Source organism: Rossellomorea sp. RS05 (assembly GCF_039822645.1).
GTDB classification, from domain to species: Bacteria; Bacillota; Bacilli; order Bacillales; family Bacillaceae_B; genus Rossellomorea; species Rossellomorea marisflavi_B.
The window spans coordinates 159,165-183,865 of sequence record NZ_JBDKWY010000008.1 but is presented as its reverse complement, the minus strand read 5'-3'; the positions used below and the strand labels follow the sequence as shown (position 1 = coordinate 183,865).

Annotated in this window: 23 protein-coding genes and 1 pseudogene; 3 read left to right on the top strand and 21 right to left on the bottom strand. The window is 49.0% G+C overall.

What is annotated here, in order from left to right:
- Genes ABJ225_RS18510 through ABJ225_RS18490 form a run of 5 tightly spaced genes read right to left on the bottom strand, consistent with a single transcriptional unit; the run spans nt 1 to nt 5,228 of the window.
- On the bottom strand, nt 1–1,053 hold the full coding sequence (locus tag ABJ225_RS18510; protein ID WP_347321298.1) for a Gfo/Idh/MocA family protein: 1,053 nt from the start codon (nt 1,051–1,053) through the stop codon (nt 1–3).
- A gap of 14 nt (nt 1,054–1,067) precedes the next feature.
- Nucleotides 1,068–2,126, bottom strand: coding sequence for a Gfo/Idh/MocA family protein (locus ABJ225_RS18505; protein ID WP_218245163.1), 1,059 nt, complete (start codon nt 2,124–2,126; stop codon nt 1,068–1,070).
- Between the two features lie 11 nt (nt 2,127–2,137).
- On the bottom strand, nt 2,138–3,142 hold the full coding sequence (locus ABJ225_RS18500) for a zinc-dependent alcohol dehydrogenase (RefSeq protein WP_347321297.1): 1,005 nt from the start codon (nt 3,140–3,142) through the stop codon (nt 2,138–2,140).
- Between the two features lie 11 nt (nt 3,143–3,153).
- Complete coding sequence (locus ABJ225_RS18495) at nt 3,154–4,209, bottom strand: dihydrodipicolinate synthase family protein (protein WP_048014774.1); 1,056 nt, start codon at nt 4,207–4,209, stop codon at nt 3,154–3,156.
- Nucleotides 4,210–4,211: 2 nt separating this feature from the next.
- On the bottom strand, nt 4,212–5,228 hold the full coding sequence (locus ABJ225_RS18490) for an NAD-dependent epimerase/dehydratase family protein (protein WP_048014773.1): 1,017 nt from the start codon (nt 5,226–5,228) through the stop codon (nt 4,212–4,214).
- Nucleotides 5,229–5,434: 206 nt separating this feature from the next.
- Here ABJ225_RS18490 and ABJ225_RS18485 point away from each other — a divergent pair, with 206 nt between their 5' ends.
- A complete protein-coding gene (locus tag ABJ225_RS18485; RefSeq protein WP_347321296.1) occupies nt 5,435–6,808 on the top strand; it encodes a GGDEF domain-containing protein in 1,374 nt (457 codons plus the stop codon).
- Here the strand turns inward: ABJ225_RS18485 and ABJ225_RS18480 are convergent.
- The 4 genes from ABJ225_RS18480 to ABJ225_RS18465 all read right to left on the bottom strand — a co-directional run bounded on the left by ABJ225_RS18480 (nt 6,805) and on the right by ABJ225_RS18465 (nt 10,789).
- Nucleotides 6,805–7,686: a Gfo/Idh/MocA family protein gene (locus tag ABJ225_RS18480; protein WP_218245158.1), complete on the bottom strand. Its 882-nt coding sequence runs from the start codon at nt 7,684–7,686 to the stop codon at nt 6,805–6,807. The genes ABJ225_RS18485 and ABJ225_RS18480 overlap by 4 nt on opposite strands.
- 10 nt (nt 7,687–7,696) lie before the next feature.
- Nucleotides 7,697–8,500, bottom strand: a complete 804-nt coding sequence (locus tag ABJ225_RS18475) for a carbohydrate ABC transporter permease (protein ID WP_218245157.1) — start codon at nt 8,498–8,500, stop codon at nt 7,697–7,699.
- A 31-nt stretch (nt 8,501–8,531) separates the two neighbouring features.
- Nucleotides 8,532–9,485, bottom strand: coding sequence for a carbohydrate ABC transporter permease (locus tag ABJ225_RS18470; protein ID WP_048012248.1), 954 nt, complete (start codon nt 9,483–9,485; stop codon nt 8,532–8,534).
- Between the two features lie 86 nt (nt 9,486–9,571).
- A complete protein-coding gene (locus tag ABJ225_RS18465) occupies nt 9,572–10,789 on the bottom strand; it encodes a sugar ABC transporter substrate-binding protein (protein WP_347321306.1) in 1,218 nt (405 codons plus the stop codon).
- 338 nt (nt 10,790–11,127) lie between these two features.
- On the opposite strand from ABJ225_RS18465, the gene ABJ225_RS18460 reads away from it, so the two are divergent.
- Entirely contained in the window at nt 11,128–11,760 is a 633-nt protein-coding gene (locus ABJ225_RS18460) for a YesL family protein (protein ID WP_218245155.1), read from the top strand.
- Nucleotides 11,761–11,850: 90 nt separating this feature from the next.
- Here ABJ225_RS18460 and ABJ225_RS18455 read toward each other — a convergent pair whose 3' ends face one another.
- The 5 genes and pseudogenes from ABJ225_RS18455 to ABJ225_RS18435 all read right to left on the bottom strand — a co-directional run bounded on the left by ABJ225_RS18455 (nt 11,851) and on the right by ABJ225_RS18435 (nt 14,908).
- A complete protein-coding gene (locus tag ABJ225_RS18455) occupies nt 11,851–12,042 on the bottom strand; it encodes a hypothetical protein (protein WP_053428721.1) in 192 nt (63 codons plus the stop codon).
- Between the two features lie 387 nt (nt 12,043–12,429).
- Nucleotides 12,430–12,594: pseudogene (locus tag ABJ225_RS22420) on the bottom strand (KGG domain-containing protein); the annotation flags it as partial.
- 673 nt (nt 12,595–13,267) lie between these two features.
- Nucleotides 13,268–13,582 carry a carbon starvation CstA 5TM domain-containing protein gene (locus ABJ225_RS18445; RefSeq protein WP_347321294.1) on the bottom strand — a complete coding sequence of 105 codons (315 nt, stop codon included), beginning with the start codon at nt 13,580–13,582 and terminating at the stop codon, nt 13,268–13,270.
- 66 nt (nt 13,583–13,648) lie between these two features.
- Entirely contained in the window at nt 13,649–14,482 is an 834-nt protein-coding gene (locus tag ABJ225_RS18440; RefSeq protein WP_056533054.1) for a YihY/virulence factor BrkB family protein, read from the bottom strand.
- Nucleotides 14,483–14,503: 21 nt separating this feature from the next.
- Nucleotides 14,504–14,908 carry a hypothetical protein gene (locus ABJ225_RS18435; RefSeq protein ID WP_218245152.1) on the bottom strand — a complete coding sequence of 135 codons (405 nt, stop codon included), beginning with the start codon at nt 14,906–14,908 and terminating at the stop codon, nt 14,504–14,506.
- A gap of 191 nt (nt 14,909–15,099) precedes the next feature.
- Here ABJ225_RS18435 and ABJ225_RS18430 point away from each other — a divergent pair, with 191 nt between their 5' ends.
- Nucleotides 15,100–15,321: a DUF1128 domain-containing protein gene (locus tag ABJ225_RS18430; RefSeq protein WP_048006826.1), complete on the top strand. Its 222-nt coding sequence runs from the start codon at nt 15,100–15,102 to the stop codon at nt 15,319–15,321.
- 57 nt (nt 15,322–15,378) lie between these two features.
- Here ABJ225_RS18430 and ABJ225_RS18425 read toward each other — a convergent pair whose 3' ends face one another.
- The 7 genes from ABJ225_RS18425 to ABJ225_RS18395 all read right to left on the bottom strand — a co-directional run bounded on the left by ABJ225_RS18425 (nt 15,379) and on the right by ABJ225_RS18395 (nt 24,440).
- A complete protein-coding gene (locus ABJ225_RS18425) occupies nt 15,379–15,891 on the bottom strand; it encodes a type 1 glutamine amidotransferase domain-containing protein (RefSeq protein WP_347321293.1) in 513 nt (170 codons plus the stop codon).
- Nucleotides 15,892–15,970: 79 nt separating this feature from the next.
- Nucleotides 15,971–17,272, bottom strand: coding sequence for a lysine N(6)-hydroxylase/L-ornithine N(5)-oxygenase family protein (locus ABJ225_RS18420; protein WP_347321292.1), 1,302 nt, complete (start codon nt 17,270–17,272; stop codon nt 15,971–15,973).
- Between the two features lie 99 nt (nt 17,273–17,371).
- Nucleotides 17,372–18,361 (bottom strand): class I SAM-dependent methyltransferase, encoded by a 990-nt coding sequence (locus tag ABJ225_RS18415; RefSeq protein ID WP_218245150.1) that lies wholly within the window; start codon nt 18,359–18,361, stop codon nt 17,372–17,374.
- A complete protein-coding gene (locus ABJ225_RS18410) occupies nt 18,358–19,668 on the bottom strand; it encodes an FAD-dependent oxidoreductase (RefSeq protein ID WP_347321291.1) in 1,311 nt (436 codons plus the stop codon). Before ABJ225_RS18410 ends, ABJ225_RS18415 begins: the two co-directional genes overlap by 4 nt.
- Nucleotides 19,669–19,825: 157 nt before the next feature.
- Nucleotides 19,826–22,240, bottom strand: a complete 2,415-nt coding sequence (locus ABJ225_RS18405; protein WP_218245148.1) for a PAS domain-containing protein — start codon at nt 22,238–22,240, stop codon at nt 19,826–19,828.
- Nucleotides 22,241–22,391: 151 nt separating this feature from the next.
- Nucleotides 22,392–23,327, bottom strand: coding sequence for a pseudouridine-5'-phosphate glycosidase (locus tag ABJ225_RS18400; protein ID WP_218245147.1), 936 nt, complete (start codon nt 23,325–23,327; stop codon nt 22,392–22,394).
- Nucleotides 23,328–23,345: 18 nt separating this feature from the next.
- Complete coding sequence (locus tag ABJ225_RS18395; RefSeq protein ID WP_053428731.1) at nt 23,346–24,440, bottom strand: carbohydrate kinase; 1,095 nt, start codon at nt 24,438–24,440, stop codon at nt 23,346–23,348.
- Nucleotides 24,441–24,701: the final 261 nt, after the last annotated feature.

The window sequence follows — 24,701 nt, the reverse complement described above, 5'->3', positions numbered from 1 at the left end:
CTAGAGGATCACTTCCCGGCCGGATTCCGCCGACTCATAGACAGCATTGAGCATCTTCATCACTTGGACACCGTCTGCAACAGGGGCAATCGACTCCTTCCCTTCAAGGCAGCATGAGACAAAGTGATTGATTTCCGTATAAAAAGCCCCTTCGAAATCAAAAGTGAGTTGATCCACTTGGGGGGTGACATTCAGGATCGTTTGATGCTGCTCCGTGACGATTGCGATTTCGGGTTCGAACTCAGCCCCACCCTTTTCACCGTATAGCTTGACAGAGAGTTCATCTTTCTTCGCCTGCAGGGTGAAGCTGACATCCACCATGAGGGAGGCTCCGTTCTCAAACCGGATGAGGGCGTTGGCAAGGTCCTCCACATCGTTATGGTGTGGATCGTAATCTGCGGCCTGGTAGAATGATAGACTCTCGATATGATGGCGGTTGCCAAGCCTCCGGTACGTATTCCCGCTCACCGACACCGGGCGTGGTTTCCCCATGAAGTACCAGCAAATATCGATCATATGCACGCCGAGATCAATGAGGGGGCCACCCCCGGATTTTGTCCGGTCGCTGAACCATCCGCCAGGATTCCCAAGGCGTCTGAGACAGGTTGCCTTCGCATAGTAAATGTCCCCCAGGTCACCACTGTCGATGAACTTTTTCAAGAGGGCTGTATTGTTTCCGTGCCTCCGCACGAAACCGACCTGAAGGACCTTGCCTGACCTCTTCACGGCTTCCTCGACCCGGAGCGCCTCCTCCACCGTCATGCAGAGCGGCTTCTCAACGAGTACATGTTTTCCGGCATCCAATGCGGCAATGGCAATGTCAGCGTGGGAATTATTCCACGTACAGATGCTGACCGCATCGATGGCATCATCAGTCACCAACTCATGGTAGTCCCTGTACAATCTGTCGACTCCATACTGCTTTCCCTTTTCCTCCAGACGCTGTTCATTCACATCACATAGTGCCGTAAGTTCCGCATCAGCATGTGCCAGATACGGCTTGATATGAAACTGTGAAATCGAGCCAAGACCCACTACACCGACCTTCAACATAAGACCCTTCCCCCTTAATCGAAATAGATTTCTCTCCCTCTCCGGGAGGATTCATAGATTCCTTTCAACATCTTCAGTATGTGCATCCCCGCTTCCCCATCGATCAGCGGGTCTTCTCCCGTCCGTACACACTGAATGAAATGACCGACCTCATCCTTGAATGGATCCTCGCCCTTAAAGACGGGAAGTGTTTTGGACAGGACTCCATCCCTTTCCTTAAAGAGCGCCAAGGGCGAAAGCGAAGCCCCTCCCTTCGTCCCGTAAAGTTCTAGGGATATCCCTTCGTCCTGTTCCCCGTCCACCGCCCAGGCGATTTCTAGGGAGAGTGTACAACCGTTCTTGAACTGGACCCAGGCGGCTCCGAAATCCTCGACGTTGAATACTCCTTGCTCATTCAACCGATGATTGGCAGACTGCCAGCTTGATACATGCTTAGTCTCATAGTTTCCGTGAACGTTAAGGGTCTTGCCTGCTATACTCTTCACGTCAGGACATCCGGCGATCCACCAGGCCAGATCCAGGACGTGGACGCCGATGTCCATCATCGCCCCGCCTCCTGAGTGCTTTAAATCTGTGAACCATCCCTTCGGTGTCCCACGCTGCCGGAAAAGCTTCGCCTTCATGTAGTGGATGTCCCCAAGCCCCTGTTCCTCCACCATGCCCTTTAGGATCTTCACGTCCTCCCGGAAGCGGTGGGTCATCCCGACCATCGTCAGAGCCCCATTCTCCTTTGCAAGGGCCAGATATCCTTCCACTTCGGCAAGCTCCGTCCCGATCGGCTTTTCCACAAATACGTGGATGCCCTTCTCCGCCGCTTTCCTGGCAAGGGGGATATGCGAACTGTTCGGAGTACAGATCATGACAGCATCGATCCCTCCGTCAGCGATCATGGCATCCATATCTCCGTAAAATCGTGGGATTCCATGACGTTCCGCGATGGCTTTTGCCCTTTCCACATCCACGTCCACGACCGCCGCAATCGTTGCCGCGGGATGTTCCTTCAGATGGACAAGATGACTGGAGACGGCAATCGCCCCCAGTCCGATCAGCCCAATCGTAATGTTATCCTTCATACCATCCCACCTTACTTCGCGTAATCAATCACTTTCGTCAGCGTGGACGTCTTTTTATCCATCAGCTCCGAGAACACTCCCGTCACCTCGCTGAACCCTACGACCTCCTGGATAAACGGGGTGACATCAATCCTCTTCTCACTTACAAGGCGGATGTATTCCGCAAGATTCCGCCCCTCCGTCCACCTGACGAACCCATACGGATAATCCACCGCATCCTCTTCATAGCTCTGGTCATAGCGACCGGGACCCCCGGCACGTGAAATCAGGAGCTGCGCTTCCTTACTGAACATCGGGTGGCGGGGGAAATCAGGCTCGATGTCTCCTACGATGACCACCTTCCCCTTATTCCGGATCCACTCCAGGCTTTGAGAGGTGAGGGAAGATTTCTTCCCTCCTGCACAGAGAAGGACGGCGTCTGCTCCATGTCCATCGGTACAACAGGAGATTTCCTCCTCCAGGGCTCCCAGGGATGAAACAGCCCTCACCCTGGAGGACCTTCGCGTCATAGCCGCCCTCTCATCATGAAGATCACAAGCGACCACCCTATATCCAGCTGCATCGGCAATCTGGGCGATCATCTGACCGAGGAGCCCGAGTCCCACGATCACACAGGTTTCCCCGAATCTCAGATCCGCAATGCGAAGGGCATGGATGGCGATGGCCCCGATTCCACCTAATGCCGCTTCCTTTGATTCCACTCTTTCCGGCACCTTCACACAAAGCGTCTTCGGGACATGAAGAATTTCGGCATGTTGTACATACGGGGCACCGTACACCGCGACCCGCTCCCCGATGACAAATCCTTTGACGTCAGCCCCCAATTCTTCAATGACACCCATTGCGCTGTATCCAAGCGTGATGCTTTGATGGTGGCTGTTTTCGATGATGGTAAGCTCCGTTCCTGGGGAAATCACCGAATACAACGTCCTGATTTTAAGATGGGAAGAATGGAGCTCCCCAGTATGATGAGGGGCGATCTCTACTTTTCCTCTGTTCGCAACAATCTTGTTCATCTTGATCCTCCTTATGGTATCTGCCTCCATCTCTCTACATTCGCCTGAACAAAGGCATCATCCTTCAAGTGGGGATACATTCTGGTGACACGATCGATCTCATCCAATTGCCCCGGACTCAGTTCCTCATGCTCCATCAGGCACCAACGTCCCTTCAGGATCCCCTGAGCAGCCAGCACCTGATTGATACCGGCAATGCTTCCCTTGAAACCGTTCCTGGCATCGAAAAACGCCCCATTCGCATCCGTCACCTCCTGGGACAAGGGGAGGAAATGTACCGGGATCACACCCGTTCCCCTTGCTTCCTTGATCTCCCTAAACATAGCCACTGCCCTTTCCGTCCAGACGGACCAGTGACCGAGAAGACCGCCGACAATTTGCTTCTCAACGACGGTTCCGTTGACGTCGAAACGGAATGGCGTCAGAAGATCCATCACGATATTGTCATCATTCCCCGTGTAGAGGGCGATGTCCTCGCTTCTGGTCGAGTGGACAACGGCCCTCACCACATCAAGCGTCAGATAGCGATCGAAGGGAGCGATCTTGATGGCATATACGCCCGGTATCTCCGAGAACGCTTCCCAGAAGCCATAGGAAAGGATCCTTCCACCTACAGCTGGCTGTAAATAGAAGCCGAAGACCGGTATGACAGAAGCAATTTTTTCGGTCCGTTCAAGGAGCTGTTTTTCAGAGAGGTGCCCAAGGCCACCCATGCTGAGGAGGACCAGATCATACCCCAGTTTCTTCGCCACGGTCGCCTCATGGAGCGCTTGTTCCACCGGCCCGCACACCCCGGCTATCCTGATGAAGGAATCCTGCACCTTCGCCGCTTCACATTCTTCAATGGCGAGCTGAAGGACCCTCTCATATAGATTGAACTGCCGATCCCTGATCTCGAACTGTGTCGTGTGCACGCCGACTGCAATCCCTCCGACCCCGGCTTCGATGTAGTAACGCGTGAGGGCCCGCTGCCCCGCTTCATCCAGCGTACGGTCTTCCTGGAGGGCAAGGGGATGAGCCGGGATGAAGGCTCCTTCGCGGAGGGCTTTCCTTGCTGCTTCTTTCATGTTCAAAATGCCCCCTGACGTTCCTGGAAGTGGGTCGGCTTATCGTACGTATGACCGCCTCCCAGCACCCAGTCCGCCGTCATATCGATCATCTGCTGAATCGTGACCTTCGGGTAGCCGAACAGCTTATGCGCCTGGGAAGCATCATTGAGGAGGGCCGTCTTTTGCTCCTCCCCGATGAATACCGGCTCCTTCCCGAAGCGGCGGCCGAACTCACCGGCGAGCCACCTGACGGAAATGGTCTCCGGTCCGGTGACGTTCAGGATCTTCGGAGGCGAATCGACATGAAGGAGGGAGCGGATGGCATATTCATTCGCGTCGCCCTGCCAGATGACATTCACATTTCCCATCGTCAGGTCGATCGGACGTCCTTCCTGCACCTGCCTCGCCACCTCAAGCAGCACACCGTAACGAAGGTCGATGGCATAATTCAAGCGAAAAAAGAGCATCTCCGTTTGATTCTTATGGGCAAAATATGTGAGCACACGTTCCCTCCCCAGGCAAGACTGGGCATACTCCCCAACAGGATTCACCGGATGATGCTCTGAGCAATGGGAGGAGATGACATCGATGAAGGGGTAGACATTGCCCGTCGAAAAGGCAACGATCCGGGAATCAGGGAACCTTTCGGCGAATCGGCCTGGCAGATAGGTGTTCATGGCCCATGTAAAGTGTTCATTGCCGACGGTCCCGAATTTATTGCCTGCCATGAAGATGATGTTCTTCACATCGGGGAGGGACTCCAGGTCAGCCTCATTCAAAAGATCAGCCACGATCGTTTTGATGCCGGCGTCTTCAAGTTCCTGCCGCAGGCTTCCTGCTGAGAAGCGGGATACACCGTAGACAACCTTCTCCACCCCGGAACGATCCACCGCCTTTTTCACAAGCTTGGCAAGTGTCGGCCCCATCTTCCCGCCTACTCCTGCTATCATGATGTCACCCTCCAGGCCTGCTATATCCTTTACCAGTCCATCCGATGGTATGGTTAAAAACGCCTCTAACTCCTCTATTGTCTTCATTTATCCGCCCACTCCTTTGTTATAATTTTCTGATAATAACTCCCCTTCATCTTAAAAACTACTTTATTAAAAGACAAGTCTTTAAATGGTCTTTAACTTCCCTCCTTCATAATCCTTATGAATATTTATTTTGACAATTCTGTTAATTGAAATTATCATGTGAATATAAAGACATGTCTGTTAACAAATGAAAAGGAGGCCATCCTATGGATTCCAAGAGAGGAACCAATAATTCTGAAATCAATATCGGGATCATCTGCCCCGAAGCCCTTGTTGACCAAACGAAGGACACGCTGAAGTCCTTTCCGAACTTCAAACCGCATTTCGGCATCATGGGTCCCGGAAGCATGATCAGCGAGGTTGCCCGTGGGCTTATGTACGAAGTCGATGTCCTCATGTTCACCGACTACCACCTGTACAAACTTGCCAAGCCGTTCATCGATTTTCCGATCCCCGTCCACCACGTCCCCCTGATGGGTACAGGCCTCTATCGTTCTCTATTCCTCATCAAGAATCAATTTGGTCTCACCCATCTGTCAGTCGATACCGTCGAGCAGAAATATGTGAAGAAGATCCTCGGCGAACTGTCCGTCAAAGACTATGAGCTCCATGTTTTTCCTTCCTTTGAGAAAAACACTCCCCTGATTGACGACATCGTGACGTTCCATGCCGATAACTTCCACCGCGATGGATCCGTCGGGCTTACCGGCATCGAAGAGGTGTCCAGGCGCCTTCAAGCAATCCATGTTCCATGCCAGTGGGTCACTCCCACCCATCAGGACATGATCGTATCCCTCGAGAGGGCACTCCTTGCCACCGAAACAAGGCGGAATAAGGAGGCCCAGATCGTCTTCGGACTCATCAACATCGATGATTTCAAAAGGGTCGCCGAGAAGTATCAGTCCGAACACGATATACAGATCCTCAAGCTCAACATTCAGCAAATGCTCCTGGACTACATCAAGCAGCTTGATGGCCATCTGATCGCCCTTGGCGGCGAAGAATATTCCTTCATCACGACCAGGGGGATCTTCGAACGGGAAACGCGGGGCTATAAATTCATCCCCCTCCTGCAGGATACAAATCAGGCCATGGGCATCACCCTGAGCATCGGGGTCGGGTTCGGGACGACGGCTGCCGAAGCCGGAAGCCACGCCCGCCTTGCACTCCGTCAAGCAAAGGATTCCGGAGGGGATGTATGCTATATCGTCCGGGAAAACAGGAGCGTCCTCGGCCCCGTCGACATTACGTCGAATATGCACTACGAGCGCTATGACCTCGCCATCACCGATGCGGAACTGCTGGAAAAGGCTGAAAAAGCAGGGATGTCCGCCGCCTATATGACGAAGCTCATGGCACGCGTCGCACGATACGGAATCATTGATTATACGGCCCAGGAGCTCGCCTCCACGCTGAATATCACGGTTCGCAGTGCCCACCGCATCCTCTTGAAATGGATGGATGTGGAGCTTGTGGACATTGTCGGAGAAGAAAAATTGACCCATAAAGGGCGGCCGCGGCGGATCTACCGACTGAGCTTCATCCTTGATGAGTCGGGAAAAGAAATGCCGACCAGTTAGAGCATCACCACCCGATCTTCCTTGAGGCTCACATCCAGTGCCTCAAGGAATCGGATGATAGCCACCGTCTCATCCAGCGGCGGTTCTGCCCTCTCCTCATGGACGAAGCGTATGATTGCCTCCAACAGACTCGTGTAAAAGGGGGTGTGATGGCTACGGATCGCAAACCGCTCCGAGTGATCCTTGTAATGGATCGTCCCACCGAATGAAGCATCACCTTCTCCGATCCCCCTGATCTTTCCGATTCTCCCATCCTTCCATATTCCCTTCAGCATGTAGTCCTTCCCATCGCACTCTGCCCGTACAGACCTCACCCCCGTACCTAATGCCCTAAAGAGCATCTCAACCATGTGAATGCCATACCACGAAAACCCGGGTCGCTCCTTTAAAAAATCCACCGGCCCGAAGACCGACGCCCCGCATACCGCTCCTTTTCCAAGAGCCACGGTCAGACCTTCTGCAAATCGAAGGGCCGAAGAACTCATCACAGGGAGGCTGCGGGCAAGCTCTTTCATCTCCTCTGCGTCGACACCGGTGAGGGCAAAGGGTTTATCGATAAAAACCGGTTTTCCCCATGGTACGAGCCGCTTCAACTGATCCAGGTGGCAGGCTCCGTCTGCGGACAAAATCAGGACCGCATCCACCCCTTCCACCATCTCTTCGATTGTCTTTGTGACTTTCACCCCGTAAGAGCGGACCTCCTCCGTGAATTGGCCCACCCGATCCATGCTGATGGAAAGGGCTGAAGGTTCCGGAAAAGCCGTCACCATTTTTGCACCTTGGATTTCCCCCCTTCCGTTAGAACCATTCAAAAGCGACGCAAATGCAGGGCCGTGGGAGGTGTCCACTCCGAGCATCCCAAACTGCAGGTCTCTCATCCCTTCACCCCTACTTCAATCCCGACATCTGGATGCCTTCAGTGAAGTATCGCTGGAAGAACAGGAAGATGAGGAACGTCGGGATGAATGAAAGGGTTGAACCTGCCATCTCTATACCGAAGTTCCCCTCCTTTCCGAGAATCGAGGCGAGCCCGACCGTCACAGGAAACATTTCCTCCTGCGTCATGTAGATCAATGGCTGGAAGAGGTCATTCCAGTTGGATATGAAGGAAAAGGTCCCGACCGTTGCGATGACGGGCACGGATAATGGAAGGATCACTTTGAAGAACACCTTCAGATCGTTCGCTCCGTCTATCCGCGCCGCTTCTTCGAGATCATTCGGAATGCTTTGCAGGAACTGCCTCACAAGGAATACGCCCATGATCCCCCATAATTCAGGGATGATCAGTGCCCAGTACGTGTTGATCCATCCGAAGTCGGCGAACATAATGTACTTCGGAATGATCAGAAGCTGCTGCGGGATCATGATGACGGCCATGAAGACCCAGAAGATCATCTCACGCCCAGGGAATTGCTTTTTCGCAAAGATATAACCCAGGATGGCGCAGAAGAACATCTGCGTGAATACCGGGATGATCGTGATCACCACGGAGTTGAAGATCCATCTGAGGAACATCCCGCTCCCCATCAAATACTTGTAATTGCTGATCGTCGGATCATCCGGGATCCAGAATAGCGGGTCCAACAAGGCAAACTGCATCTCCTTGAATGAACCGAGCGTCATGATGATGAACGGCAGCAGGAAACAGCCAGCAAGAAGGATCAAAGCCAGATACTTAATGAATTTCCCCATCAGTCTCTCCCCCAATTCGTTGTCATAGTCATCAATAGTATTTCGTCTCCTTGCCCATATACCTGCGCTGAATGAGGGAAATGAACAAGATGATGAAGAATAATACGTAAGATAGAACGGCTGCATAGCTCAAATTCAAGCCGCCGAATCCCTGCTGATAGAGATAGAATACGATGGTCGTGGTCGCATAATTCGGACCACCGCCCGTCAGGAGGAAGGTGGAATCGAAAATCTGGAACGACCCGATTGTCGTGACGATGGCGACGTAAAAATGGATCGGTTTCAATAAGGGGAACGTGATGGACCAGAAGATCCTCATTGGTGACGCCCCGTCGATCCTGGCCGACTCGTATAACTGCTTATCAACCGACTGAAGTCCGGCAAAATAATAAATCATCGTACTGCCAGCGACCTTGAATACACTGAGACCGGCAAGGACAAGGAGGGCCTGACTTGAATCGGCCAGAAACAGTTGGGTATCCACGCCGATGAAACTGAGGAGATAATTAATCATTCCCGATTCGGTACCCCTGAACAGCCATCCCCAGATTCCCGCAATGATAACGAATGATGTGACGACTGGCAGGAAAAAGATCCCCTTGAACAGTGCCTTCATCCGCACTCCGGAGTTGATGATCAAGGCAAGGATCAGTCCGAGGGCCATGGTCGGGATGATATAGTAGATGGAGAATAATACCGTGTTCCAGATCGCCTTCCAGGCAAGCTTATCCTCAAGGAACCGTTGCCAGTTTTTCAATCCTACGAACTCAGGGTCCCCGATGATTTTCCAGTCAAGGAAAGTAAGGACAAAGCTGAAGGCAAACGGGAAGATCTGAAAGATAAAGAAGTGGATGAGGATGGGAATGAGGAATACATACACAATGGCGTTTTTATTCCACTCACGCTTCACCCTTGCCCCGAAAGATCTCTTCTGCGGGACAGCAATGAAGCTTTCCGAATTGGTCTTTGGTTCAATCAGTGTCATCACCCTTTTTCTATGTAGATTGGTATTGGAATCAAGAACAGAGAGTATCAATCTTGTGAAAGATCCATACTCCCTGCCAATTGTCCTTATTGCTTGGAAAGCTCGGTCTTGATTGCCTCTGCTGCCGCATCAGCCGCTTCTTTTGGTGTCTTCTTGCCTGACATCATCGTTTGCACCTCAGCTTGGATAGCAGGCATGATGTTGCGTCCGATCGGATGAATCGTCCCTGGTAGTGCATATTGCGTATACTCCGAAAGTTGCTTCAGGTGTTCCTGATCATCGAAGATATCCTTCGCTGATTCACGCGCCGGGATATACTGGGTAACGGTGTTGAACGTGCGCTGATTTTCAGCATTCGTGACCACTTTGACAAATTCGGCAGCCGCTTCCTTATTGTCACTGTTGGATGGGACAACGAACATGCCTGTTGTTCCATACGTCATCTGCTTCTCATCCTTCAAGGGTGGTGCGATGACAAAGTCCATATCACTCTTCTTCAGATTGGTCAGGGATATACCAGAGCCTTGGACGGCCAGCAGTTTTCCACCGTTCCACAAGGCATCATGCTCCATTGCGGTGACGGAATCTTTCGGGATCCATCCCTTTTCGTACATCGTATTGATGTACTCGAATGCCTTGACTCCCGCATCGTTATTGATTTTCACTTCATCATCTTGGGTGATCACTTCTCCACCTGCCTGCCAGATGAACGGGTAGAGCGTGCCATTCATGGAACCTCCGCCTGGATAACTCAGGGCATAATAGCCTTTGTCCTTGGCTTTTTCCGCCCATTTTGAGAAATCATCCCATGTTGTCGGTAGCTTTTCTGGGTTCTCCCCGATATCTTTGATCACATCGACATTGTAGAAATACGTGTAAGCTTCCTGAAGGATCGGCAGACCATAAGTCTTGCCCTGCCATTTAGTCGCAACAAGGGACGTGTCGACAAAGTCATCCATATCGTTATCCTTCAAGTACGGATCAAGCTCCATGAGCATTCCTTCATTCGCATATTGCGGCATCTGATCCGGAATGGCATAAAACACATCCGGTCCATTGTTGGCAGCCAGTGCCGTCAGGATCTTTTGATCGCGATTGGCCCATGGAATCGTTTCGATTTTCACATCGACATCGAATTTTTCTTTATACGTTTCCACGATCTGATCCCACATTTTTTTCTCCGCATCGGCGTCACCCGTATACGGGTGGACCCACACCGTGATCTCACCAGAGATTTTCCCGTCGGATTTCCCACCCGACTTCTCTCCGCTGGAGCTACAGGCTGCCAGAAGACTGAATGTCATCAAAAGCACTAAGAAAAATGACCATTTTTTCTTCATCCGATTTCCCCTTTTCGAAATTTAATGCGATGCAGGCAGTACAGTTCAATATCATTTTTAAAGCGCTATCATTCCGCGGCAAAATTTCATCGACCCCCAGAATTCTCTCCTTCCCAACCGTAATTGTTTAAAAATTCAAAACCTTTAAATCAAGTCTAATTTGTTTTCCATTTAGAGACAAGTCTCTTAAAGGTCTTTAAATAAAACACCATTTAAAGCGCTTTGGAAAGGGGTTACACTGTCTTTATAACCACATTAGGAATGGTGGAGTAATAAGACAATGAAGAAAGGGAGGGGACTGAATGAGTGGATGGGAACGTTTTAATAACCTCGTATGGAAGGTGATTCATCTTGCTTATCTGAATCTGTTGTGGGTGGTTTTCACAGTGGCCGGTCTGGGGATTTTCGGGTTCTTCCCGGCTACCGCTGCTGTACACACCGTTGCCAGGAAACGATTGATGGGAGATGAGGAATTCCCCATGTTCAAGGTATTTTGGGAAAGCTTTCGAAGTGAATTTTTGAGGGCCAATGGCTTCATGATTGTCTTTGCGCTTATCGGATATATCCTTTATTATGATATCCTCTTCATCCAAATGAACAGCGGAAAACTGACCTTCCTTGTACCCATTTTGCTTTTCATTTCATTAAGCTTCATCTTGACGGTCCTTTTCTTCTTCCCGGTGTACGTCCACTTCCGATTGCGTTTTTTCTCCGTAATCAAGCAGGCACTCCTGATCGCTCTTACGTCCCCGGTAGAAGTGGTCATGATGATTGCCGGATGGATGGCCGTGTTCGGTGCTGTGTCCCTCCTTCCTGGTTTGATCCCCCTCTGCTCTGTAAGCGTCCTTGCTTATTTGGGGATGTGGACTGGACTTAGGACCTTCAGCAAAATCGAAGGAAAAAAGGCAGATTCACTAGCGAAGGGAATCGACTGATTATCAACCCGGATTCTCATTCTAATTCAAGCATGAACGGCATAAGCGCATAAAAAAAGACAGGTCCCGAGGACACTGTCGATTTGATGATTAGCTACCCATTTTCCGTCGGGTATTGCTTGGCTTTTTCGTTTGCTGACTCTGCATGCGCTGATTCGAAGCAAGACCATTCTTACCCTGTTTCCCACTTGATTGGGCTTCTTTCTTCTTGGCGAGCTGCTGCTTCATGGCCTCTTGAAGACTGATCTTCTTCGGCTCTTTAGACGAATCCTGATTTGTCATAATGGAATCTCCTTTTGATTCGGGATGATTTCATTATAATACACGCCATCCACAAATGGCACCCGCTAATTCGTGAAGTGAGTTTTTCATTATAAAAGGGGCCAGTGAATGGCCCCTTTTGTAACCCGCTCTAATGATATCCGTTTTGACCATTTGCTGAGCCGGATGTTTTATTTTTCGGCTTTTGATTTTGATTCTGCTTGGTGCCACCGTCTTTTTTGGACTTCTTACTCATGTTCCTCACTCCCTATCACAAGAATGGTGAAACATGCTTAGTATGCCCTCCTCTCTCCATTCAACAGTTGGTAATTTTTCCGGTACCTAAAAGGACCTTCTTTTTCAAGAGGCCCCTTTGGTTTATGATCAGTTATTCGATTGATTTGAACCGTTTGAGCTATTGCCGCCCTTTGCACCAATCTCTTGGTAGAACTCTTTATCATGATTGTTGGATGTGGCTTGTCCGCCTTTTTCTCCGATATCCTGATAGAATTCTTTACCGTGATTATTAGAAGTAGCTTCTCCACCTTTTCGTCCAGCATCTTCGTAGCTCATCTTATTATTGTTGTTTTGGTTGCTGCTACTTACGTTCTGGTTGTTGTTACTGTTGTTGTTGCTGCTGTTACTGTTATTAGTGTTATTGCTATTATTGCTGTTGTTGCTGTTGTTGCTATTACTGTTGTTACTGTTACTATTATTGTTACTATTGCTGTTACTATTGTTATTGGTATTATTGTTGCTGTTGTTATTATTATTGTTTGCCATGGAAAAATCTCTCCTTTTAGGTATCATTTATTTTACTGATCAGGTTTTGTACTCGGTCTCAATTCGCTGATATCGCAGTGAGATAAAATGCTGTGTCATGTGATTTGCCGACTTTTCCCGATTCTTGATACATTCATGTTTTACCGACTGTACGTAAGTTGAACTGGAACTAACTGCTTTCTTTTAGTGAAGATCACCATAAAAAAATTACATATTTTGAATTTCCTCCCTTCTCTGTAGGTTACATTTGCTTATTTACCATCCTTTTGGAAAGATAAACATTCGAAAATGGATCTATTTTCCGCCAACCTTAGAGCGGCAGTGTTTTGCGAATGAAAAGTTTTTTTATCCTTTAAACGCCTTTTTGTCTCTTAACAAAACACCTCTTTTTTATGCAACGGACAAAAAAATAAGCACCCGCTGAGTCATCGCCTCAGTGGGTGTCTTCATTTTTTTTGCCATATTACGATGCAGCTGGAACCTTTTCATCCACTTCAATTTCGATTCCTCCAGCCAGCCGCTTTCTTAATGTATAAGCGAAAGCGACAATGGCTGCTGTTGTGACAAGCCCGGCTCCCAGATAAGAAAGGTTCATGGAAAGACCGAATCCGATCGGGGCATTCAGGATGTACGTGAAGGTCACCATGGTCATGAAGATCGCAGGCAGCGTCGCGACCCAGTGCGGTTTCCGCTGCAAGCCGAGGTAAATGGCTCCGACCCAAAGGGCAATCAATGCTTTCGATCGGTTGGATGGCAAGGGTTCGGCTAATCCGTTCATTTTTATCGTCATTACCCAGTTCACACATAGAAAAAAGCCCCTCTTGGTGAAGGGGCTTCTTGACGTTCAGCAGGCAACATTGTCCTTCTTGGTTCTCATGGCATTGATCTCTCCACCGATCATGATGATGATCCCAGTCAGATAGAACCAGATCATCAGGACGATGATTCCCCCGATGCTTCCATACGTGGCAGAATAGTTTCCGAAATTCCCCACATAAAAGGAGAAGGCAAGAGAGGCGAGCACCCACCCCACTGTTGCAAAGATGGCACCTGGCAAGGCACTAAGGCACTTGATCTTCATGTTTGGGGCAAAGTAGTACAGGACCATGAAAATGACGAAGAGGATGAGGGGACTGATGGCCCAACGGATCCCGCTCCATAGGGTAAGGAACTGATCGGAAAACCCGAATTGCGAGAAAAGGAACAAGCCGATCTGCTTACCGAATACAGGGAGCAACAGCGCGACAACAAAGACCAGGATCATACCGAGCGTAAGGGCAACGGATGTCAGGCGCTGAACGATGAACGATCTTGTTTCCTCGATGTCATACGCACGATTCAAGCTCTTTACAATGGCATTCATTCCGTTGGATGCCGACCAGATTGTCGCGATGATACTGATGGATAGCAATCCTGAATTACGGTTCGACATGACATCCGAGAGGGTTCCTTCAATCATTTTAAGCGTTTCCCCTGGCGCGTAGTCTCTTACCACCCCGAGCAGGTCATCCTGCTGTACAGGTAAATATGGCAGGAGCGTCACGACAAATATAAGCAGCGGGAAAAGCGACAGGAGAAAGTAATAGGCAATCTGAGCTGCCAAGCCTGTCACATCATTGGCGCTGATCTGTTGAAACAGGCCCTTGGAGTACTCCTTTACCTCTTTCTTTCGAGCCATGTGCTCACCTCATTCCATTCATTAATACCCTTTGAATGAAGAATCGATGGGTTGATCCCCATCCTCCAGTTCGTTGGGTGCTTCCTTGAACGCTTCCTTATAAGCTTCAGTAGAGTCTTCGAACGTTTCTTTTGTTTCTTCAATCAGGTCTTTCACCTGCGGGGTCATCCCCTTCAATTCATCCACCTTTTCACTGATGAAGCGGAAATCCCGGGTAACCTGATCTGCCGTGACGGACAGTTTTTCGTACACTTCCTTGGAAGCTTCGACCAATTGCTTCGGATCTTTTGCATAAGTGGAGATGTAGCTGGTTCCATTCTTGAGTGAAGCCCCCACTTCCCTGCGAGTTGTCTTGTCCAATAGGGATAATAATCCCCCGGCCACCGCACCTAAGAGTACACCCTGGAAGAATTTACTTTTACCCATATGTATGACCCTCTTTCCTATTTAATTGAGAACGTTCAAGGAACTTATCCTTTACTTTCCCATTCCTTAATAGTGTAAAACATTCCCGTGAAAAAATCCTCTCAATATGATTCTGTCTGAGCTATGTTGACAGGTGACTCGAATCATGGAAAGATAAGCTTAGTGATTTACCAGGAAAGGGTGCTGACTAAATGGATTTGACACAGAATTCGGCTGAGAATATCGATTATATGGTGACCGCCATCAAGGAGAAACTGAACGTCGTCAATGCAGGTGCCATCAAGTCTGAGGACTTCAATGAACAAATGTATGAAGATCTTCAGGATCTCTATGAAATGGTCATTAAAAAGGACCGCTTCAGTCCGAGCGAAATGAATGCCATCATCGATGAACTGAGAAGCTTGCGCAAATAATGTAGAAAGGGGGCATCCCCGGGCAGTAGCCCTGGGGACGCCCCCTTTTCATTTGAATTATTTCAATAGTGCAAGTGCCTCACGGTTGAATGCAGGGATGTCATCTGGTGTACGGCTTGTGACAAGTTGGTTGCCGCAAACGACGACTTCCTTATCCTCGAAATTAGCTCCTGCGTACTCCATATCCACCTTGATGGACGTGAATCCAGTAGCTTTTCGGCCTTCCAGTGCCTTCGCCGTGATCAATAGTTGAGGTCCATGGCAGATGGCAAAGACAGGCTTCTTCTCATCCATGAAATGTTTGGTGAATTTCACGAAACGATCATCTGCACGAAGCTGATCTGGTGAGAATCCTCCAGGAAGAAGAAGCGCATCAAAATCTGCTGGATTGACGTCGTCAATTCCTTGATCGATGGTTACGCTGGCGTCTCCCTGCTTCCCTTTGACGGTTTTCCCATTTTCCGATTCGATGGTCACGACTTCATGACCTGCTTCCTTGAATGCTTTTTCCGGATCTGTAAATTCCACATCTTCGAACATATCGGTGATTAATGTTGCGATTTTAGCCATGCGATTAAACACTCCTATTTTAGAATAATGTTGGTTATGGTATATGTTTACCCGGTGCAAGTTCCCTTAAACGTTCTTTTTACTTTCGGGAGAACTGGGAGAAGATCGTATTGCTCTGAACTTTATACACGTCTTTCCTGCAAATTGCGTTGATGATCCGCATATTCCTCTCGACGGATAGTCCAAGGTTCGTGGCACTCGATCCATGTGAATGCTCGAGATTCGTCACTGTAAAGAAGTAGTGATCACGTTCAGGTTTCTCCTTGAACTGAAGCTGATAATCACGGGAGACTTTGAATTTCTTCTCATCCTCCCACACGATCTTGTCCTCGAATTCTTCAAAAAACCATTCGGGAATATTTGGTTTATATCCAGTGGCGAGGACCACCTTATCCGCTTCGTGAGTGAAAGAGTCCCCTTCCTGCCACTGCTCGCAGCTCAGTTCATATCTCCCATCAAGTTCACGGATTTCCTTTACCTCAGTAAGGGGCTGGATCGTAATATTCAACGGATCACCGCTCGATGAATGGTGGTAAAGGACCTTGTAGATCGCGTCCAGGGTTTCCTGATCAATGCCGTGCCTCAGTCGGTCAAGGGTCTCCAGGGCCTTCTCCCGTTCTTCAAACGATAAGGCATGGAAGTAGTCAACATAGTCCGGTGCCAGGAGCTCCTGCCCGAGCTTTGACGCTTCAAGTTGGAGGATTCCTTCGGATCGAGTGAACCAATTGAGCTCGTATTCGTGATGCCGCTTTTCTTTCAGAAGGTCATAGAATACTTCCGCTGCGCTTTGCCCCGATCCGATCACGGTGATCGATTTCCCCTTCATCGTCGATTCTTTATGGAATAGGTACTTGCTCGTATGATGGACATCTTCCTCAGGCAAACCTTCCATCCCTTTAAGAATAAGGGGCTTGCTTCCCGTTCCGAGGACCACGTGATCGGCTTCATACATTTCCATCTCTCCTGTGGTCCTGTTTCTCACGTTCACGCGATAGCCGTCCTCTATTTCTACAACATCCGTCACTTCGCTGTTGAATTGGCAGGTCGGCAGCTGCCCTGCCACCCAGCGGGCATAATCGTTGTATTCCTGCCTCGGCATCTCGAATGTCTGGAAGAAGAAGAATTTGTACAAACGGTTATGAGTATGTAAATAATTTAGATAGCTGAACTTACTTTGAGGATTGGCGAAGGTCACCAGATCCGCCATGAACGGTACCTGGAGATCCGTCAGATCGATGAGCATACCGGGATGCCACATGAATTCCGGTGTTTGATCGAAGAACTTCACCTCGAGGTCTGTCCCTTCTTCCATCAAAGCAGCCAACCCGAGATTATAGGGACCGATGCCGATTCCGACACAATCCAATCGTTGTTTTACCACAAGCTATTCCTCCTTCTTCTCTTTTCCCTTATTTTTACCCATAATTATGACGGCGCTACCCTATTTTTGATAAATCACCAAAAAAACCGATCCATGGGATCAGTTCTTTTTGAACGTCATGGCGTACCATCCGCCTTCTTTCACAATCGGCTCCACTGCCTCGCATGTAAAGCCCGTTTTCTCAGCAAGGGTTTCCATCTCTCCATGGGAAGGGATGGGATATAGATTCTGAAAGCTCATGAAGAAACTGTTAAAGGCGCTGGAAAACTGCTGGCCGTGCTTCGACTTCTGCATGGGGCTCAGGACGAAGAAGACCCCTCCTTCTTCCAGCCATTCCGATGCCTTATAGAAGAAGTCTTTACGTTCGGAGGGATCAATATAGTGGAAAAGGTTATTGGCCATGATCATGTCGAAGCCGTTTTCCGGTTCATATGAGTGAAGATCCGCACACACGACCTCTATATTCGGATAGGATTCAAGCGCTTCGGCAGCAGTTTTGGCAACGCCTTCATGAATCTCGATGCCGACCATCTTTTTATCAGGATGGCGCTCCCCGATCCGACGTATATAGCCTCCCTCCCCGCATCCGAGATCGAGAATCGTCGAGACATGGTGCTTCTTGATTGCTTTCTGAACCTTCGGAAAAGCGAATCGCTCCAGGAGAATCGATGTCTTGGCCACGGTCGAACCGTGGAGGTCAGAGTTGAAGTGCTGCTTTCGCTGATTTCTGAGCAGTTCCGGGTAGGAAAGTAGGGCTGGGATATGAAGCTCCATCATTTCCTTGAGGAGGATACCCGATGAATGGGGATCGCTCTTTGAAGAAGGAAGCTTCCACTTCCCCCTGGTCGACACTTTTGAATCGTCCTTCCTTCTTAAATGCTTCAGGGAGATGCCTACCTCCACCCACTGCTCCAACAGATCCATTTCAAGATTTTTCTGGATGGCGATTTCCTGTATGGTGGCGGGTCGGGAGAAGCTGTCGAACAGATCGAGCTCATACCCGACATAGGCGTGCCAACTATATAGAAACGGAACATTCTTCTTCATCCATGACCGAGCCCTCCACACCTTCACGATTTCACCGATCATATCAGTTCCTCCTTTTCCTTCCATGGATAGTCTTGCTCTTCCGTGAATGATGCACCGAGTTTCTCTTCCTTTGATAAAAATGATGTACGGAGGGGAAAAAGCCCCCCTTGGACCATCCGGTCATACAGGGTTTCCCTCCACATACCGAGACCTGAAATATTCAGCATCTGTTTGAACTGGGAGACTCGATCCTTCTCCATGCGCTGCAGGCTTTTATTCCGAAGCCACCCCACCGGTCTGTAGGGATAAGAGTAGGCAAGTGCTGAAAGATGACTGAGATGGAGCTGATGGGAGACCCTCCGTTTCCGCACCTTTGGATACCACTCAAGATTGGCGGGATCCAGTCTGTCAGATGCATACATATCACATAGCAGTTCCCCGAGTACGCTTCCGTCCTGGATCGCCATATTCATTCCTTCCCCTGCCATAGGGTGAACCGTATGGGCCGCATCACCGATCAATGCGAGATGATCTTTCACATAGGTATCAGCATGATATTTCATCGGGACCATAAGCTGGATCTGCTTCCACTCGGTAATCTGATCCACGTATCCTTCAAGATCGGGACAGAGCTCTATGTAAAGCTTATGAAATTCCGAGATCGGCTTCTTACGCAATGACTTGTATTCCCCTGCAGGGATGAGATACACAGAACGTACTTCCTCGTTTGGAAGAGGGAAAAGACCGAGAAAGGATTGGTACGTCGACACGATCCGTCCTTTTGTCATATCGAGGGGTCTAGGGAAGGTGACCGTCAGAAAGTGATGATTGTACTTCTTCTCGCTCACTTCAATCCCCATGTAATTACGGGTAACGGAACTTCTGCCTTCTGCCCCTATGATGAATTCGCATTCGATATCAAAGGGTTCTTTTTCACTCCTGTCTTCCACTGTAACCGTCTTGCCGGAGATCTTTTTACATGCTGTGTTCCCCATATAGTGAAAGCTGGAGTATTCCTCCCCTTTGGCCCGTAGGATGTCTTTTAACTTCTCATGATGGATCATAAGGGAGTAAGGATATTTCCCTGGAAGGATTGAATAGCTCATGGAAGAATGCTCCGCCCGCTTCCCCTTCAGTTCCACCAGCTCCAGTTCCGCTATGCGGTGACCATGGGAAAGCACCGGCTCGATCACACCTAATGAATCAAAAATATCCAGGCTTTTTGGTTGAAGAAGCTCCCCCTTATAGACAGGGCTAGGTCCGGGCAGCCTTTCGATGACCGTTACATCGATACCGCATCTTGCCAACTTAAGTGCCAGGGTCAGTCCGCCGATTCCACCGCCGCTAATCAGAACATCCGTCTTCATTCCTTCTCACCTCTTTCCTATTAAGTAACCTCTTTCCAATTCCATGAAACGTCATAATGTGTTGTTTATTTCCCGGAAAATATCATTTCCTGTCTTTTTCATGACCAAATTGCTGTCGAATCAACAAAAAAACTCGCCGAATGGCGAGTTTCTTCTATTAATGAGTGAGTGAGGCAAGGGGAAGAAGGATATCAACCGATGTTCCCTCTTCAACATTACTCTGGATGGAGAGCGAGCCATTATGTTCCTTGATGATTTTCTGACAAATCATCAGACCGAGACCCGTCCCTTTTTCCTTCGTGCTGTAGAAGGGTTCGCCGAGATGCTTCATTCTCTCAGGAGGGATGCCGCTTCCATTATCCTGGATCGAAATCTTGGCGTGGTGGCCGTCATTCTCCAGCTGGACGTTCAATAGCCCACCGTCCTGCATCGCCTCCAGTGCATTCTTCATCACGTTGAGGATGACCTGCTTCATCTGATTGGAATCGCAATACACTTGAGCTTCTTCCACGGCGAAGCGGACATCGACTCCCTGTTTGAGACACTCCATCTTGATGAAATCAACGGAACTTGTCAGGAGCCTCGTCAATGATGTGAGTGAAAACTGTACCGCCCTCGGGCGTGCGAGAGCAAGGAATTCATTCGTGATGATCTCGATCCTGTCGAGTTCTCCCTTGATGACAGTGAGATAAAAGTCGTCTTCCTCCCTTTCATCCATGAGCTGAAGAAATCCTTTAAGGGTGGTCAATGGATTCCTGATTTCATGGGCAACACCTGCTGCGAGCTGACCAATCATGGCAAGCTGTTCAGATTTCTTCAATAGGTTTTCGTGATGCTTCTTCTCGGAAAGATCACGGATGATGGCAGAAATCCCGATCAGTGACCCTTCATTATTCAGTATCGGATTCATATTGAAGGAGATCTCGATTGATGTCTGGTCCTTCCGGTATCGGAGAGCTTCCTGGTCCTTGATGCGTTTCCCCGCTTTCACGACTTCCAGGTTTTTCTGAAACTGATGGTACTGGTCGGATCGGTGCAGGAAGGTGACCACATCTCCAACGATCTCTTCATTCGTCCACCCAAACATATCTTCGAATCGTTGATTCACCTTCAAGACCCTTCCGGTCGGGTCGAGGAGGACAATCCCATCCCCGGAATGTTCGAAGTATGCTTCGAGGAGTTCCTTTGCTTCCATTAGTTCATCTTCCATATTTAATTTTTCCGTCACATCCTGACCAAACCCATAGATGCCGATCACTTGACCTCTCACCCGGATCGGGATATTGGTGATGGTGACCCGCCTCTCTTTTCCTTTACCGTCTCTCACGATGGCCAAGTAACGGGATGATGTTCCGTTCAAGGCAATCTGGAAATTCTTCACTGCGTCTTCCTGGGATTCCTCAGCGAATAGAGACGTGTAATGCCGATTGACAAGATCTGAAAACCCATATCCCCAGTGTTCATACACAGCCGGATTGACGGACTGGATAAATCCGTATGTATCCACCATCAGAATATGGTCCGGGCTGTATTTCACTATGGATTTGTATTTTTCCTCGCTTTCTGCGAGCTGTCTTTGGATATCCTTCATCAGGGAAATATCCGAGATGGAGCATATCGCTTCGACCACCTTGCCATCTTTTTTGACCGGGACGATGGAGGCGAGATACTCAAGTCCTTTGTAGGCATCTTCGTACGTGTATTCTTCTCCTTTTGCCCAGACCACTTCTAGTTTCGGACGGATCTTTTCCAGATGGACCCTGTCGAATACTTCCTCGATCCTCTTGCCGTTCATCCTTTGAGGTGTGAGATCCAGTCTCGACAGCATTTTGCCGGAGGCGAGTTCAATCACAAAGTCATGACCGTATCTTACCACTTTGTAGGTGATCGCTTTTTGAAGACGGAGGATATTCTCCATTTCCGTCTGTAGGAGGACAAGCTCTGCCTGGGCGTTTTTTTTCTCGGTGATATCGTGGAAGATGATCCCAACGCTATCGATGCACCCACCACACTTGTAATCGATGGGTGAAACGGTGATGGTGCAGGTCAGCTCCCTGCCGCCTGCATGAAACCTCACTTCTTCCCCAGTGGCATCATGTCCCTTAAGCCCTTCTTTGACCAAATGGATGAAGGAGGGTTCATGAAGCTCCACAAGATCATAGAAAGACTGGTGAATGATCCCGTCGGTTAGCCCGAATAGGCTCTGAAAGGATGCATTCATTTCCAGTACCAGGCCATTCACATTCAGGATCAGAACACTCGTAGGTGTATTCTGAATGAGAGACTGGTAGATGGCAGATTTTGACTCTTTGCATGGTGACGGGTCCATCCCATGATTAATCAAGAGAAGGCATTCGGTCCCATCCTCCAATTGTTTGCGCCTCAATAGGCAGTCGTATCCTGCGACCGGTTCCGGTTTCAATAATGTTTCGGGAGACAGGCCGTTCCCCTTCAACCATTCTTCCATTTCTTCATTCAACGAAAGGATGGATTGCGTGAGGGGATCGACAAGGGCTGCAGGAGCCGGGATGGCATCTGCAGAAAATAAGTGTTTCCGTTGCATATCAGCCATATTACCTTCCTTTAATCATCAGTTTATACCCCTATTCTACTCCACCTTGCAACAGGAGTTAAGGAGCATTCGACTGATTTTTCCATCTAAATGAAATACCATGGGGTCTTCACACAGAAAAGCCTGAGCTGCTGTGGCTCAGGCTGCTAGATCAAACGGTTTGCTGCTGGGTTTGGGCCGCATAGTGAACGGCGATCTCCGCGCCCACTTCGGCATTATGTTTTACAAGGGCGATATTGGCTGTCAGGCTCTTACCTTCTGTCAGCTCTTTTACCTTCCCAAGAAGGAACGGCGTGCTATCTTTTCCCTTGATGTGCTGTTCTTCCGCTTCTTTCAGCGCATTTTCGATCATTGCCGTGATTTCAGCTTCATCCATTGCATGTTCTTCCGGAATCGGATTGGCAATGACCACCCCTCCGTTCAAGCCGATATCCCACTTGGCCTTCAATACGCCCGCCGTTTCTTCCGGGGTATCAACCCTGTAATTCACATCGAATTCACTGGATCGAGTATAGAATGCTGGAAGTTTAGCTGTGCCGAACCCTAGTACCGGTACACCCTTTGTTTCCAGATATTCCATCGTCAATCCGATATCCAGGATGGATTTGGCACCGGCACATACGACTGCCACATTCGTCATGGACAGCTCTTCAAGGTCTGCAGAAATATCCATCGTCGTTTCGGCACCACGGTGGACACCACCGATTCCACCTGTTACGAAGACGGCGATTCCGGCAAGCTCTGCACAGATCATGGTCGCTGCAACCGTGGTTGCTCCGTCTTTTTTCGAAGCAAGGATATAAGGAAGATCCCTACGGCTCGCTTTGATGACATCCTTCGCCTGTCCAAGATACTCCAATTCCTCATCTGAGAGACCGATCTTGATTTTACCGTTCAAAATGGCAATGGTTGCTGGTACAGCACCTTTTTCGCGGATGATGTCTTCCACTTCCCTTGCCATCTGCACGTTTTGCGGATATGGCATTCCGTGGGAAATGATCGTTGACTCAAGCGCCACGATGGCTTGTCCTGATTGGCGCGCCTCTTCTACTTCTCTAGAAAACTCCAAATATGATGTCAAATCCATGATTTTCATTCCTCCAATTTAGTTAAAATAACTGCTGAATTCTTCTTGCAGATTCCCCTGATTCAAAGTCGGGGATACAGTAAAATGAGAACGGATCGTAATGGTGGAGCAGGAAACGCCGATCCGACAGGAACCGTCGGTATCCGATCCTCTCAGATAGCCATAAATGATGCCGGCAACAAGTGCATCCCCTGCCCCCGTCACATCAGCCACATCCACCTTAGGAGGCAGGATTGCACTGGCTTCCTGATAGGCTGTGTAGTAGATCAGACCCATCTCACCTCTTGTGATGACCACCCGTTCGGCACCGCGCTGTGTAATGGCTTTCGCCGCTTTGAAGAAGTCGCCTTCCGTTTCAATCTCCATGTCGAGGTACATCTCTGCTTCCCCTTTATTGCAGATGAACCAAGTGACTCCTTCCAATGAATCGGGAAGATGCTTCACTTTGGGAGCTGATACCGGGATGATCGTCAACGGTACCCCTTCCGATGCGCATCGTCTGATGATGTATTCGATTACATCAGGCGGGAAGTTCGTATCCAGCATCACCATCTCCGATGACCCGATGATGGCCCACCGTTTTTCAATGAACGGGATATCGATCTTTTCGTAGATATTCATGTCTGCGAGGGCGAACATCATCTCCCCGTCCACATCCAGGATGGCCGAATAGGTACCCGTTGCTTCATTCAGCCTCTGGGAAGCGGATATATCGACATGTGTCTTCGTTTGATCAAGGATCCAGCTTCCTTCCGTATCCTCCCCGACCACTGTTACTAGATTGACTTCACTCCCAAGCCGCCCCAGATTTTCAGCGATATTCCTGGCCACGCCGCCTGTAGTTTGTTCTGTTGTTGCCGGGTTGGACGTTTCCGGAATCATCCGGTCGATGAATTGAAACTTCCGGTCTACATTTGCTCCGCCGATACAGGTGATGCCTTTTCTCCTTGGAAGGACATAGGCGCGTCCAAGGATTTTCCCTTGCTTCATGAGATTCGATATATGACCTGCCACAGCCGATCTGGACATATTGCTCCGCTCGGATATTTCCTGCTGGGTCATGAAAGGATTCTCTTCTATGTAGGTAAGCAACAGCTTCTCTTTTTCGTTCACTCACTCCACCCCTATAAAAAATGTAACATTTGTTAATATTTTAAACTTTTGTCCATAAATAAACAAGTCTGAATTTAGAAATATTTTTCACAATATAGAATTAGTGGAATAAAAGCACGATTCATGCGTTTGTTTTCACAAAAAAAAGAAATTGGGCAAAACCAAAGTTACTATTCCATGTTCTTTAAACCGTTCACGATTCTCGTGGATAGCCTCTAAGCCTTCTCGCATCAGCTACACCTCCCCCAGGAGTCTTGCACT